The organism is Aestuariivivens insulae (genome assembly GCF_022662195.1).
Lineage (GTDB): Bacteria > Bacteroidota > Bacteroidia > Flavobacteriales > Flavobacteriaceae > Aestuariivivens > Aestuariivivens insulae.
Genome location: NZ_JAKMCS010000004.1, coordinates 230452 through 245208, shown reverse-complemented (window position 1 = coordinate 245208; position 14757 = coordinate 230452). Strand labels below are relative to the sequence as shown.

13 protein-coding genes are annotated in these 14757 nt (G+C 33.8%); 6 read left to right on the top strand and 7 right to left on the bottom strand.

Features of this window, described 5'->3' with window-relative positions:
• The first annotated feature begins 225 nt into the window (after positions 1-225).
• The 4 genes from recA (at position 226) to MR062_RS07065 (ending at position 3883) form a co-directional block, all read left to right on the top strand.
• The gene (recA, locus tag MR062_RS07080; protein WP_242203400.1) at positions 226-1224 is read left to right on the top strand and encodes a recombinase RecA; all 999 of its coding nucleotides are present in this window, start codon (positions 226-228) and stop codon (positions 1222-1224) included.
• A gap of 101 nt (positions 1225-1325) precedes the next feature.
• Positions 1326-1748, top strand: a complete 423-nt coding sequence (locus MR062_RS07075; protein ID WP_242203398.1) for a hypothetical protein — start codon at positions 1326-1328, stop codon at positions 1746-1748.
• A gap of 36 nt (positions 1749-1784) precedes the next feature.
• Entirely contained in the window at positions 1785-2327 is a 543-nt protein-coding gene (locus tag MR062_RS07070) for an RNA polymerase sigma factor (RefSeq protein ID WP_242203396.1), read from the top strand.
• Positions 2327-3883: a PorT family protein gene (locus MR062_RS07065; RefSeq protein ID WP_242203395.1), complete on the top strand. Its 1557-nt coding sequence runs from the start codon at positions 2327-2329 to the stop codon at positions 3881-3883. The genes MR062_RS07070 and MR062_RS07065 overlap by 1 nt, the downstream gene beginning before the upstream one ends.
• Positions 3884-4105: 222 nt before the next feature.
• Here MR062_RS07065 and MR062_RS07060 read toward each other — a convergent pair whose 3' ends face one another.
• Positions 4106-4837 (bottom strand): lysophospholipid acyltransferase family protein, encoded by a 732-nt coding sequence (locus MR062_RS07060; RefSeq protein ID WP_242203394.1) that lies wholly within the window; start codon positions 4835-4837, stop codon positions 4106-4108.
• A 105-nt stretch (positions 4838-4942) separates the two neighbouring features.
• Here MR062_RS07060 and trpS point away from each other — a divergent pair, with 105 nt between their 5' ends.
• A complete protein-coding gene (trpS, locus tag MR062_RS07055) occupies positions 4943-5914 on the top strand; it encodes a tryptophan--tRNA ligase (RefSeq protein WP_242203391.1) in 972 nt (323 codons plus the stop codon).
• Between the two features lie 160 nt (positions 5915-6074).
• On the opposite strand, the gene dprA is transcribed toward trpS, so the two are convergent.
• The gene (dprA, locus tag MR062_RS07050) at positions 6075-7193 is read right to left on the bottom strand and encodes a DNA-processing protein DprA (RefSeq protein ID WP_242203389.1); all 1119 of its coding nucleotides are present in this window, start codon (positions 7191-7193) and stop codon (positions 6075-6077) included.
• Between the two features lie 108 nt (positions 7194-7301).
• Between dprA and MR062_RS07045 the strand changes: the two genes are divergently transcribed.
• Positions 7302-8642, top strand: a complete 1341-nt coding sequence (locus tag MR062_RS07045; RefSeq protein WP_317235789.1) for an HU domain-containing protein — start codon at positions 7302-7304, stop codon at positions 8640-8642.
• On the opposite strand, the gene MR062_RS07040 is transcribed toward MR062_RS07045, so the two are convergent.
• The 5 genes from MR062_RS07040 to MR062_RS07020 all read right to left on the bottom strand — a co-directional run bounded on the left by MR062_RS07040 (position 8639) and on the right by MR062_RS07020 (position 14735).
• A complete protein-coding gene (locus tag MR062_RS07040; RefSeq protein WP_242203387.1) occupies positions 8639-10804 on the bottom strand; it encodes a peptidase domain-containing ABC transporter in 2166 nt (721 codons plus the stop codon). The two genes, MR062_RS07045 and MR062_RS07040, sit on opposite strands and share 4 nt — an antisense overlap.
• Before the next feature lie 905 nt (positions 10805-11709).
• Positions 11710-11871, bottom strand: coding sequence for a hypothetical protein (locus MR062_RS07035; RefSeq protein ID WP_242203385.1), 162 nt, complete (start codon positions 11869-11871; stop codon positions 11710-11712).
• 266 nt (positions 11872-12137) lie between these two features.
• A complete protein-coding gene (locus MR062_RS07030; protein ID WP_242203384.1) occupies positions 12138-13667 on the bottom strand; it encodes a cysteine peptidase family C39 domain-containing protein in 1530 nt (509 codons plus the stop codon).
• A 719-nt stretch (positions 13668-14386) separates the two neighbouring features.
• A complete protein-coding gene (locus tag MR062_RS07025) occupies positions 14387-14545 on the bottom strand; it encodes a hypothetical protein (protein WP_242203383.1) in 159 nt (52 codons plus the stop codon).
• 40 nt (positions 14546-14585) lie between these two features.
• Positions 14586-14735 carry a class IIb bacteriocin, lactobin A/cerein 7B family gene (locus tag MR062_RS07020; protein ID WP_242203382.1) on the bottom strand — a complete coding sequence of 50 codons (150 nt, stop codon included), beginning with the start codon at positions 14733-14735 and terminating at the stop codon, positions 14586-14588.
• Between the last annotated feature and the right edge of the window lie 22 nt (positions 14736-14757).

Genomic DNA, 14757 nt, shown 5'->3' with positions numbered 1-14757 from the left:
ACACTTGCCGAAACACCTAACGCATTCCATTAAAAAAGGGGCTTTTATTGTTCTTCTTCATAGCAAAATTTTCCCCACGTTAACCAGTAGATGCAATAGGTGTAAAAAGGTTGCGTCTTAAAACATTTTCTTTTTCTAAATTCTTAATAACAAAATTGGTTATGTATTGTATTCTGAAAAAACTTATAGTACTTTAGCGTGCATAACTAGAGAATAACAAAATAAATGAGTGAAAAAGAAGCAAAGTTAAAAGCCCTTAAACTTACTTTGGATAAGTTAGACAAGGCTTATGGAAAAGGAACTGTAATGAAAATGAGCGATGCTGCCGTTGTAGATGTCGAAGCCATCTCATCAGGTTCTTTAGGATTGGATATTGCATTGGGCGTAGGCGGCTATCCAAGAGGTCGGGTTATAGAAATTTACGGCCCGGAATCTTCGGGTAAAACAACCTTAACATTGCATGCTATTGCCGAAGCACAAAAAAGCGGTGGTATTGCAGCTTTTATTGATGCCGAACATGCCTTTGATAGATTTTATGCAGAAAAACTAGGAGTAGATATTGATAATTTAATTATCTCGCAACCCGACAATGGGGAACAGGCGCTCGAGATTGCCGATAACCTTATTCGTTCGGGAGCTATCGATATTGTTATTATAGACTCTGTTGCAGCATTAACCCCTAAAAGTGAAATTGAAGGCGAAATGGGAGACTCAAAAATGGGACTTCACGCACGTTTAATGTCACAAGCTTTAAGAAAATTAACAGCATCCATTAGTAAAACCAACTGTACCGTAATATTTATTAACCAGTTGCGTGAAAAAATTGGAGTTATGTTTGGTAACCCAGAAACTACCACTGGTGGTAACGCCTTAAAATTCTATGCTTCTGTTCGATTGGATATACGTCGTTCTACCCAAATTAAAGATAGCAACGGTGACGTTTTAGGAAACAAAACACGGGTTAAAGTAGTAAAGAACAAAGTAGCACCACCTTTTAAGGCTGCCGAATTCGATATTATGTACGGCGAAGGTATTTCTAAGGTAGGTGAAGTTTTGGATGTTGCCGTAGAACAGGAAATTGTCAAGAAAAGTGGTTCGTGGTTTAGTTATGGCGACACCAAACTAGGCCAGGGACGAGACGCTGTGAAAGCAATAATAAAAGATAATCCAGAACTTTTGGATGAGCTGGAAGACAAAATAAAAGAGCTCTTAAAAAAGGAATAGCATTAAAAAAATCTCGAACTTATCGAGATTTTTTTGTTTTTGGCGCAACCTTTTATTTCTATTAGCATCTAAAGGAAAAAGAGTCTTGAAAAAATAAGTAAATGAAAAAGTTTTTTATCCTTTGTTGTATAGTGACCCTGTTTGTGTCTTGTAGTACTGATGACGATTACACAAACTACGACTTAGAAATATTGCCTGTAGAAAGTGTCGATATTCCAGATGAGTTTGAATTGGGTGAAGTTTACCCCATAACCGTAAGATATTATAGGCCATCAACCTGTCACGCATTTAGAAATTTCTATTATGTGAAAGACAATAACATACGTACCGTTGCGCCTATAACTTATGTTTTCGAACATGATTCGGGAAACACAAGCTGTACCGACCTAGAAGACGAATTGGTTGAAGCTAGTTTCAATTTTATTGTAACAGGTAACGGATCGTACATCTTTAAATTTTGGCAAGGTGAAGACACTAATGGTGAAGACCAATATTTAACCATAGAAGTACCCGTTATAAATTAATAATAAAAGAACACTAACTGTTAATGCGTTTATAATTTGAGTTTAGAGCAACTCATAGCACATTGTAAAACCCATGATACTAAAGCACAGGAGGAATTATATAAGCTCTTTTCGAGCAAGTTGTTCTCAATTTGCTTAAAGTACTCAAACAGTTATGCCCAAGCCGAAGATAACCTGCAAGACGCCTTTTTAACCATTTTCAATAAAATTGAACAATACAAAGGCAAAGGTTCTTTTGAAGGCTGGCTCAAGCGCATTACTATTAACACCGCTTTACAGCGTTACCGCGCCGAAAAAGTGTTTAACATAGTTAATGAAAATGAAGTAGAAGATTATGAAATAGAGGTTAATGAAGATGATATTTCGTTAGATTATCTTTTAAAGGCCATACAAAATTTACCAGATCGATATCGCCTTGTTTTTAACCTTTATGTATTGGACGGCTATTCCCATAAAGATATAGCCAACATGTTAAAGATTAGTGTCGGCACTTCAAAATCTAACCTCTCGAGGGCCAGACAGATTTTGAAAGAGACCGTTGAAAATTACAATGTAAGTGAACATATTCAGTCATTATAATGAGTGATAAAAAACATATAGATAGATTATTCCAAGAGAAGTTCAAAGACTTCGAGGCAAGCCCTCGTGATGAAGTTTGGGATGCTATTGAAGCGCAACTCAACAAGAAAAAGAAAAAACGCCGCGTTATTCCCATTTGGTGGCGTTATGCCGGTGTGGCCGCCCTATTGGTGTTGTTGCTTACACTGGGCGGTTTATATTTTAATTCTGAAGGTATTAATGTTCCAACAAATCAAGTTGTAGATACCGAATCGGGCGATGAGGCAGAACATGTTGAACATAATGATGAAAATCCTTCTTCTGAAGCCATAAAGAATCAAAATGACAATACCATCATAGGGTCAAAAGATGTTATTGCCAATTCTGAAACAAATCAAACCGATGACAGTAATACTAAAACCAATGGAAGTTCAACACAAAATACCGATCCTGCAAAGTTAATCCAGTCCACATCTGCTCAAGGGCAAAATACTATAACTTCTGAAGCTATAGCAAAAGAGCGCATCACTTCAGAAGAAAATAATAGTATTAGCAATCCTATAATACAAAAACCAGATGTTTTAAAAGAGACTTCCCAAGACAACAACACAACAATTGCAAACAACAAGGCTTCGGAGAACGAGCCACAAAATATTGCAAACAACAATAAAAGTGTGCTTGATAAAGACAAAGCAAAGAATGCCATTTTAAATACCCAAAACGCTGATTCTTTGGCAGTGGCACAAACCAATACAACGGACACAAAAGAACAATCCATTGAAGATTTAATAGATAAAGACATTAAAGAGCTTATTGAAGAGGAGAAATTTAACAGGTGGAGTGTTGCCCCAAACGCTGCGCCTGTTTATTTTAATAGTTTGGGCGAAGGCTCTTCAATAGACCCACAATTTAATACCAATGCAAAATCTGGAGAATTAAACATGAGCTATGGCATTAAGGCCAGTTATGCCATTAATAAGAAGTTACGCATTCGTTCTGGTATCAATAAGGTACGTTTGGGCTATAACACCAACGATGTTGTGGTTTTTCAATCTATTAGCTCTAACGAAAATACCATTAGTGCTGCCCTACCCAATATAGATTCCAGTACAAAAGGCAATTTAAACACCATAAGCAGCTCCAATAACACATTGTTTGCTAGTGCAGATAATTTCAATTCCAAAAACGGCAGTAGCGGTTTATTAGCATCGGCAGAAAGCGCTTCTATTAATCAGGAATTTGGTTATATAGAAATTCCGTTGGAAATTCAATACACCCTTCTTGATAAAAAATTTGGCGTTAATCTAATTGGTGGGTTTAGCTCATTTTTCTTAAACGAAAATAAAGTTTTCTCCGAAACCAGTAGCTCAAGAACACTTGTTGGTGAAGCTAACAATATTAACAATGTAAGCTATAGTGCTAATTTAGGCCTTGGCCTTAACTATAAAATATCAAAGAAATTGGATTTGAATGTAGAGCCCCTCTTCAAATATCAAATAAACACATTTAGCAATACTTCTGGTAATTTTAAACCTTATTTTATAGGGGTTTATACTGGGTTTGCTATTAAATTTTAGGTTTTTGGTTAGATCTGGATGTTGGTTTTTCTAAAGCTTTAAAACCAACATCAAATAAACTGCTCTTTTAAAAAAGGGCAGTTTTTTTTGATTTCCTGTTACAGGAATTTCGATTTATAAATCAATATAAATCTTGTTAATGGTACAACCTCAAGCGCAATCGAGAGGTAATTAAACTATACTATTTAATAAGGCCTCGATTGCGCCCGACCTGACATACTGTTAATTTTTGGTAAGCTGATTCAAAATAATAGTTCTCGCTTGTTTATTTAAGGCTTTGGTATCCCCAACGGTTAAATTATCGGTAGGTAAAAACTTGTGGATTTTAACCCTCATAGCTCCAGGCCCTCCACTAAAAAAGACATAGGAAAACCGCTTTTTGTTATCTAAAAATGTTAATGGCACAACAGGAATGTTGTGGTTAATAGCCAACCTAAACGCTCCATCTTTAAAATTGTCGAGCATAATATGGGCCTCTGGCACGCCTCCTTCTGGAAATATGCAAATACTAAGTCCTTGTTTCAATCGGCGTTGTGCCCTTAAAAACACCGCTTTTCTACTTCGTTCAGAATTCCTATCTACCATAATACAGGTACGTTTGTAAAAAAAACCGAATAATGGAATTTTTGCCAACTCCTTTTTCCCCACAAATACAAACGGATTTTTAACCGAAACGAGCATCAGCATAATATCGGTCATCGAGGTATGGTTTGCAATAAACATATAGCTTTTACCTTTTTCCGGTATTTGTTCACTTTCTATCTTCACCCTAAACCCCATCCCAAACAAAATGACCTTTGCCCATATACGGGCCAGTTTAAAAAAGAACGGATACCACGATTCTTTAGAAATGGAAATTAACAATACCGGAAACAAAATAATTATAGGCAATGCCACCAAAACATAAAACCAAATGCGGTAAAGCACCCAAAACACATATTTAAATACAACCATAGACACCAAAAATACATAATTGTATTGAGCTATTTTTATTAAAAAAATTACCTTTGCTTCTTTCGTTTAACCTTTAAAGAGATACCTGCTTTTGCAGGTAATGTTATGGCAAGGATACTTACAGGCATACAAAGTACAGGAACACCTCATTTAGGCAATATATTAGGCGCTATTATACCAGCTATTAAAATGGCTGAAAACCCAGAAAACGACTCCTATCTATTTATTGCCAATCTGCATACCTTAACCCAAATTAAAGATGCCGAAACGCTTAGAATGAACACTTATTCTACTGCGGCCACATGGCTGGCTTTTGGATTGGATATTGAAAAAACTGTATTTTACAGACAAAGTGATATTCCTCAAGTAACTGAATTATCCTGGTACCTTAGCTGCTTTTTCCCCTACCAACGCTTAACACTTGCGCATAGTTTTAAAGATAAGGCCGACCGCTTGGAAGATGTGAATTCAGGGTTGTTTACCTACCCTATGCTAATGGCTGCCGATATTTTATTGTACGATGCCAATATCATACCTGTTGGAAAGGACCAATTGCAACATATAGAAATGACTCGCGATGTTGCCTCTCGCTTTCATGCTAAAATGGGTGGCGAGACTTTCGTGATGCCCGAAGGTAAAATTCAAGAAAACACAATGCTCATTCCTGGTACCGATGGCGAAAAGATGAGTAAGAGTAGGGACAATACCATCAATATCTTTTTGAATGATAAAAAATTGCGCAAGCAAATTATGTCTATTAAAACAGACAGCACCCCTCTTGAAGACCCAAAGGACTGGGCTACCTGTAATTGCTTTGCATTGTATCAATTATTGGCTTCCGAAGAAGAAATAGCCACCATGAAAGCTAATTACGAAAAAGGCGGTTATGGTTATGGTCACGCAAAGCAAGCCTTGTTTGAGCTTATCATTACACGTTTTGCAGAGCCACGTGAAAAATACCACTACTACATGAACAATCTTAACGAAATAGATAAAGCCTTAAACATTGGTGCCGAAAAAGCAAAGCGTGTGGCCGATAAGGTATTGCATAGGGTTCGAGAGAAGGTTGGGTATTGAAATGAAAAAGCTTATTTAGTTTACGGTACTTAATGCCACTGCCATGGCATTGATAGTAAATTCAAGACTAGTGTCGAGCAAAGTCTTTGACTGGTTAATCATTATAGGATTAGTTCTTTTTGTTATTACTATCGTTCGCTTTTTTATAGCGCGCAAAAAACTAAATAACCTCAAATAACTTCCCCGGCAAAGGCCTTATAACACCTTTTAATTCCATATTCAATAAGGTACTGCTTACTTTAAAAATAGGCATATTGCAGTCTAAAGCGATAACGTCCAGCTGTTGTTTGTTATTAGACTTTAAGTAGTTATAAATTACTTTTTCTTCAGTATTGAGCTCAACAAATAGTTGCTTTTGAATTACAGGTTTGGCTGTTGAGCCTGTAGAAACACCTTCCAACTTCCAATTTAACAAATATGGTATATCCATTGGGGTAGTGAGCATGTGCGCCTTTTGGTATTTAATCAAATTGTTACATCCAGCACTTAAACTATCGTTTATTCGCCCTGGAACGGCAAACACATCCCTATTATACGAATGGGCTATATCGGCAGTGACCAAGCTGCCCCCTTTTTCGGCAGATTCAATAACAATGGTTGCTTCACTTAATCCAGCTATAATGCGATTGCGCTTCAAAAAATTATTCCTATCAAAAGTATCAGAGCTCCAAAAATCGGAGTAAAAGCCTCCATTTTTTTCTACATCGGCAACATATTTTTTATGGGCTTTTGGATAAATTTGATTCAACCCATGCGCTAAACAGCCAATGGTTTGCAATCCATTTTTAAGGGCTGCTTTATGCGCCGTAATATCTGTACCATAGGCGAATCCCGAAACAATAACCGGATTGTATGGCTTTAAAGTTTCTATGAGGTTTTTACAAAATGCTATACCATTAGTGGTTATCTTTCGTGTGCCCACAATGCTTATAATAGGTCGAGCATCTAAATTTATGTTCCCCGTTTCAAATAATAAAATAGGAGCATCAATACAGTGCTTTAGCTTTGTGGGATACTGTTCGTCTTCAAAATAAGAGAACTTTATATTGTTGTTTTTTATAAAGTTTAATTCCTTTTCTGCTTCTTTTAGATGATTGGTCTTAAACAATTCCGACAACATAGTTTGCCCTACTCCAGATATTTTAAGCAGTTTTTGTTTGTTTTCCTTAAATACTGCTTCGGCAGAGCCGCAATGTGCAATAAGCCGTTTAGCGGTAATATCCCCTATATTGGAGACATGCTGTAATGCTAAAGTGTAAAGCAAGTTGTTTTCTGTCATACTGAAATTCATGTTGTTACAACCTGCAAGTAAAGAAATATTTTAAACTGTTAATAAATACTACATTCTAAATTTTATTCATATCCATAATTTTTTAACTTTGTTTTCATGCAACTCGAAACCTACATTAGCGACTTACTTTACAGATACGAATGTGTTACCATCCCAGGATTTGGTGCGTTTTTAACGCGCCGTGTATCTGCGACCATAGACGAATCGACCCATGCGTTTTTTCCGCCGAAGAAAGTATTATCCTTTAACGAGCAAATTCAAAAGAACGATGGCCTACTGGCACATTACATTGCCGAAGTAGAAAAAATACCCTTTGAGGTTGCCAATAAAAAAATAGCTAAGCGCGTAAAACTATTAAAGTCTTACTTAACACAAGGCGAAACACTTACCTTTAAAAATATTGGTGAGATTGTTTTTAACAATGAAGGTAAAATTTTGTTTGAGCCTACCTATCAGCTTAACTATTTAACCGATGCCTTCGGTTTGTCAAAGTTTGAATCTACTGCTGTAGTTCGGGAAGTCTATAAAGAAACCGCCGAAGCTGTAGAAAGTGTTATTCCTATAGGGGTTACTCCAGAAAAACGTAAGAGCAAACCTTACTTAAGGTATGCCGCTGTCGCATTAATTGCTTTAACTTTAGGAGGTTTTGGCGTTTCAAGCCGTTATAATAAAATTGAGACCCACAACCAATTAGCACAAGAAGAAGCTAACCAGCAACTTGAAACCAAGATACAGGAAGCCACTTTTAGCCTGAATACGCTTCCGGCCATTACCCTTAATGCTATTAAACAAACGGGCAATTACCATATTGTTGCTGGTGCATTTAGAGTAGAGGAAAACTCTATAAAAATGATTGATCAGCTTAAGGCCCTAGGGTATCCCGCAAGGTATGCTGGAGTGAATAAATATGGCCTTCATGAAGTTATTTATGCCAGTTACGAAAAAGGCTCAGATGCACTTCAAGCGGTTAGAGATATTCGAAAAGCCCATAATAAAGACGCTTGGATAAAAGTAGACCGAGACATTAGTGAACGCGTATCACACGACAATACTAATGCCTTAAATGAGCAAGATCTTGAAAAGTTAGAAGAAATTGCATTAAATTCTGAACTAAATACAGAGACTACTCCTGCAGATGATTTTGACTTTAGAAAAAGCCCAAATATCATTCCTATTGTAAAAGACATTAACGGTATTAATAACGGCTTTTATTTAGTTTTAGATGCTTTTAAAGATGCAGCGCAAAGGGATGCGTTCATAAAAACCCTAAAATCTAAAGGTTACCCTAGCATCCGGTTTTTCTTTGATGCGCAAAGCGACTACTATTTTGTTTATAATGAAACTTTTAATGATTTAAAAATGGCTTCTAAAGCCTTAAAGCTGAAAGCTGAAAGTCCATTTCATGACAAACCATTTATTGTAAAGGTTGAAAATTAAGGCACATTATTAACCAAAGGCATTTGCTGCTGCCATAAATTAAAATAATGCTCTTTTTTATGATATAGTTCCTTATGGGAACCTTGTTCCAAGACTATACCTTTGTCTAATACCACAATTTTATCGGCATTGACAACAGTACTTAACCTATGGGCAATAACGATAATTGTTTTTCCTTGCTCCCTCAAGCTACTTATGGTCTTTTGAATATAGTTTTCAGATTTACTGTCTAAGGAAGAAGTAGCCTCGTCTAATACTAATATTTCTGGATTTTTGTAGAGTGCCCTAGCAATGGCAATTCGCTGTTTTTGCCCTCCAGAAAGGGATGTTCCATTTTCTCCTAAGTAAGTGCCAAAGCCATTTGGCAAGTTTTCTATAAATTCCAGGATACCAATAGATTTACATATGTGTATAATGTGTTCCATTTGGGGAGCAAAATCACCTACAGCTATATTTTCGACAACGTTTCCTGCAAAAAGATCTATTTTTTGAGGTATAACACTAACCCATTCCCTTAAGCTTTCCTGATCTAGATGTTTTAAATCTAAATCCCCAATGCTAATTTGGCCATTTTGTATGGGATAAATATTTTGAAGTAAAGACATTAGTGTTGATTTTCCAGAGCCACTTTCTCCAACAATTGCTGTTATTTTTCCCTTAGGAATAGTTAAGTTAAAATCTTTGAAAACCTCTACACGTGTACCATATCTAAACTTCACATTTTTAAAGCAAATATCTCCTATCTTTTCTTTTGACAACATGATTTTATTTTCTGATTCCTCAACTTCCAAATCCATGATCTCAAACAACCTGTCTGCTGCGATAAGTGCATTTTGTATTTGCTTATTGGCTCCAATTAAACTTGCAACAGGCCCTGTAAAATAGCCTATAATGGCATAGAAAGACATGAGTTCCCCTACAGTAATCTCCCGCTTTATAACAAAACATGAACCGCTCCACAATAAAACAACAGTAAATAATTGAGCTATAAAATTAGAACTAGTGCTTGAAAAAATTGAGTTTAAAGCTGACTTATAACCTATTTTCAACAAGTTTATAAATCTAGTCTCTGTCTTAATATTTGCAAAACTTTCTAATCCAAAACGTTTTATAGTGCCAACCGAGTTTAACGATTCTACTAATTGGCTTTCTAGATCAGCACTACGTTCCATAATAGTGCGCTCTGTTTTCTTATTAAGTTTATTGATTATAAAATAGATAAGAGTATAAAGCGGAATAACCAATAACATTATTAGTGCCAGTTTCCAATAGTAGAAAAACATTAATCCAAATGAAAATAAAAGGATTAAAAAGTTTACGGTTAAACTTAACGACACCCCATTGATGAAGGTGCGTATTTTAACGGCATCATTTATACGGGAAATAATTTCTCCAACCCGCCTGGTATCAAAAAATTGTTGTGGCAATTTTAACAAGTGTTTATAATACCCTAAAATTAAACGCGCATCAATTTGTTGTCCTGTTTTTATTAGAAAAATATCTTTAAAAGCTCCTATTGTCACCTGTAATAGAAGTAAGGCAATCATAATGACCCCTAATAAATTGAGTAATCTTGTATTACCACCAACCAACACAAAATCTGTTAGCTTTTGTATATATATAGAGGTTGAAAAGCCTAATAAGGTATAAACTACGGCACCAACCAAAGCTTGTATTAAAACAAATTTGTGGGGTTTTAATAAAAACCAAAACCGTTTGTAAATGGATACTTTTTCATTGCCAACGGTAAAATTATCCTCTGGCATTAATAGCACTAAAACCCCTGTCCATTCTTTGGTGAATTCTTCATGTGTTCTTTTATGCAATTTCCCATTTCCAGGGTCCATAATGGCTATATGGGTTTTGCTAACCTCATAAATCACCACATAATGGTGCAATTGTTCTTTTACTATAATATGCGCTATTGCTGGTTTAGGTATTTTAAACAAACTATTAAACTCACCTCGAACCCCTTTAGCTTCAAAACCCAATTTTTGAGCCGCCTCTATTAGACCTAAAACGTTGGTGCCTTTTTTATCGGTGCCTGCATATTGTCGTATTCGAGCAATAGGTATGTGTAAGTTATGGTGTGCAGCAATGGATGCTAAACAAGCCGCGCCACAATCTGTAACATCATGTTGTTTTATTGTAATCTTTGCCATAAACAGAAGTTATACGGCAATATTAAGTGGGTTTACTGCAAAATGTTTGCAGTAAAAGATATTTAGATCTTAATTTTTTCTATATCATTAAAGTTAAAATTTCTATTTATTAACAACTGTAGTAATTCATCTTTGATAGGAGTTATACTTATCCCTGTTAGGTGTTTAAAATCCTCTTCTTGTTTAACTTTAAAGTTGATTGTCATGGTGAGACTTTTTTAAAACCGCATCTAATAATGTATTACTATAGGCTATAACTTTTATTTAGGATCATATTATTTCTTCTATATTCTTTTTTTAATTTTTGATATATAAAAACAAAAAACAAAACAATTGGTAAATAGAAAATCATAAAATCAACCACATAAATCCTATCAAAATATCTATAAGAAGATTTAGCTGGCTCAATACCTTTAACAAAAAAGTATACCCAGTAATTGTTTAATGACAAAATCATACTTATAGTTATATATAATTTTGGAATTATTGTTCCATACAAATAAAATGTTCTTTTTAATGAAAAAGAACAAAAATATTTGAAAACGTTATTCTTCTCTATTTTGTTAAAAAAAAACGTTTTCAAATAATCTAAAAAAGTATCAGATTTGATCTTGAAAACTCTACTTTTTTTAGTCGATACCAAATATATTCCTATCAGGAAAAAAGCAAATATTGTCTCCTCAACGAAAAATGCAGTTTTACTTAACCTAAAGTCCTTTACCAAAAAATTTTGCTCTTGATTTTTAAAATTAAATGGTGTTGCAATATGTGTTGTATATAAATCCAAAAGCCTAAAAACAAACACTAATATACTATTTCTAATATGCTTTAAACACATAATAAAATAAAGACAACGACAAATAATCATGTCATTTGCCGTTGTTTTATATTAACTTCCACACAAACTATCTTTCATAAACAGCTTTTGCTGCTGCACAACCAGGCGCACAACTTGAAGCTAATAATGCTATAGCGGCAACTGCAAGCAAGCCTAAAACTCCCCCGCTAACTTCATTCATCTCTTTGGGTTTCATTTCCAGAACCCCATAACTTTCTAAATTTTTCATGTTTTTAAATTTTAATTGTTAAACATTTGCCTTGTAGTATTTACGGTTTTCTAAAACAGATCACTTAGGCGGCGCCTTAATGCAATAACGTAAACATTACAACAACACTCACATCAAAACCAAAACGGTTACGTCTAACCTTACTGCGTCCAGTATCTTGTCTTGATTTAGCTAATATAAATGCGCCCACTGCACAAACCTTGCAGTAAAGCATAAAAACTAAACCTTTAGGCATCTATCTCATTGCTATAATTACAAAAGTCTTTTTACCACAATAACAAAAAACCAAAATTAAACTTTGCATTTTTGTCTAAACTTGCATATTCAGGAATAAACCCAGCTTCTTTATAACTTAATCCTGTATTTAAATAAATACTCTGTTTATTGTTTAAAGTATTGTATATCTTATAACCCAAATTAATATTTCCTCCGTAACCAAAATTTCCATTCTTCTCTATAAACGACAACTCTATTGGTTGGGACCAAAAATGCATTCCAAAGTTTAATAAAAGTTTCTCTCGATAAAAAGAATAGTTCAATACATTTAATCCTCCGCCTAAAAACCAATTGTCTTTATTATGGAATTGTCTTATATAAGAGTGAATTTTAATTTTATCTTTATAGATAAGCCACAAATTTTCATCTATAAAACCTCCAAAAGGAGCAAGTGTATACCCTAATCCAGCGTTTATTTTTAATGATTTATTAATTTCAAAATTATTTTTACCAAAGACCATTGGATTAGCTAAATTTAATAATGATAAAAAGGATACTTTGTTTACAAATTTTCTTTCCTCTTTTGTTAAATCATCATAATTGGTATACCTATAAAATTTCATTTCTGGTCTATGTAGATGTCTTATCGCTCCAAAAATGTCATGACCTACAATATCCCTTTCAAATTCATTATCTTCTTCTTTTAAATTAGGGGACAGCTTTGGAATAAGAGCCGTTAAAAAATAACCTATATGTGACAATTTATGAACAATATAATCTATTTTAAGATTATCATACTCTTCTACTTCAAGAGCAATTAAACTTTCTGTTTTATTAGTAATACTGTAATCTGCTTCTAAACCTCCCGTATGTAACCGAATATAATCTTGAAAACGATTTTGTCTTAAATTAATCAAAGTCTCATCTGTAACCCCTTTTACATAGGCTACCCCTTTGAAAAAAGAAAAAGGTTGATTTATGGATCCAATTTCTAAATTTGTTAATACTGATCTGTGCCCTTCTTCATGAGTAATTATAAGTCCTAAGAACGAAATACTAACTTTAAAAAGTTCGTCTATTTTTGATTCTTTATTATCTATTAGTCTATTTAAAATTCTATTTACCGACAAGTAATTTTCATTAGCCTGTTTCATTGTCATCATGTCAATTCCATCTATCAATAAAAAAGAATACACATGTTTTGACAGTGTCAAATCTTCATTCTTAGGCTGAGCTTTGACCTTAATAGAAACAACACAAATTATTAAAACGAGTATATATTTTATAATCATGCTTTTTAATAAATTATGGCGAGGCCTTAAAAAATAAGCCTCACCATTAGATTTTAAATGATGAATATCATCATCACTGTTAAAACTATTTCCAAAAGTGATGGATAACAGCCCCAATTTTTGAGTCGCCTCTATTAGATCTAAAACATTGGCGCCTTTTTTATCAATGCCTGCATATTGTCGTATTCGGGCAATTGGTATGTGTAAGTTTTGGTGTGCAGCAATAGATGCTAAACAAGCTGCACCACAGTCTGAAATATCATGTTGTTTTATTGTGATCTTTGCCATAAATAGAAGTTATACGGCAATATTAAGTGGATTTACTGCAAAATGTTTGCAGTGGTAAAATTTAAGTAACTAGAATTATTAAATATAATATTGATAAGAATTTTGAAACTAAAGCACCTATAGTCCTTTGAAGAAAAAGTAAGGACACGATACTTTAACTGTTCCAAAATATTTTTAAAGGCGTAATAAATACGGAATGTTTAGTTAATAAAGACTTGTTTTAGTCAATTCTAAACTCTTATGATTAAATTATAACAATCGATCAATACATATTTCTATAAGAAGTCAAATCTCTAATTTTTCTATATATCTCTATTTTAGACTTCAGAAATATTTGCAATTTTTTAAGAAAGCTTTTCTCGTTTATAATTGATTTAGAATACTGAGCCTTTATCCTTTCTTTTATGCTTAGAACATTTTCTTTGTATTCTGAAGTTTGTTTAAATAAATCTGGACTTTCCTCTATTATATTTTCCATGTTCTTATCGAAAAGGCATCCTTTATTTTATTAATTCCTAAAATAATAATTTAATTAAATAATCTAACAAATAGAATTCCTGAAATAAGTCCAATAATAATTAAAAAAGTAATTATAAAGAATACGATTTTTTTATTATTATTTATTGTTTTCATCTTGTCTGAAATGATATGAATTTTGTTATAAAGATATAAAAATGAGGCTAAAGAGCAGATTAGCCTCATTTATAAAATTAAAAGCTTTAGAGTGAGTTTGCCCATCTTACAAAAGCTCGCCCAGCATCCCAGCCATCCTTTGCAACATTAAATAAAAATAGTATACGATCTCTTATATAACCTCCAGTTATATTTACTAATTCTTCTTCAGACAGTACCTCTAAGTTATTTTTAAAGTTTTTCATAATAAATTTGATTTTAATCTATTTGTTCGTTCATAACTTATTATTGCCGCAATTCATAATATGCTCCTGCAAAAAAAGACACGGCAAATACATCAACAGCAAGAATTAACAAAGGAATTATCCCTCCTTCAGTTTCCTTAATCTCTCTAGCATTCATTTCCAGAACACCATAATTTTCTAAATCTTTCATGTTTTTAAATTTTAAATTAAAC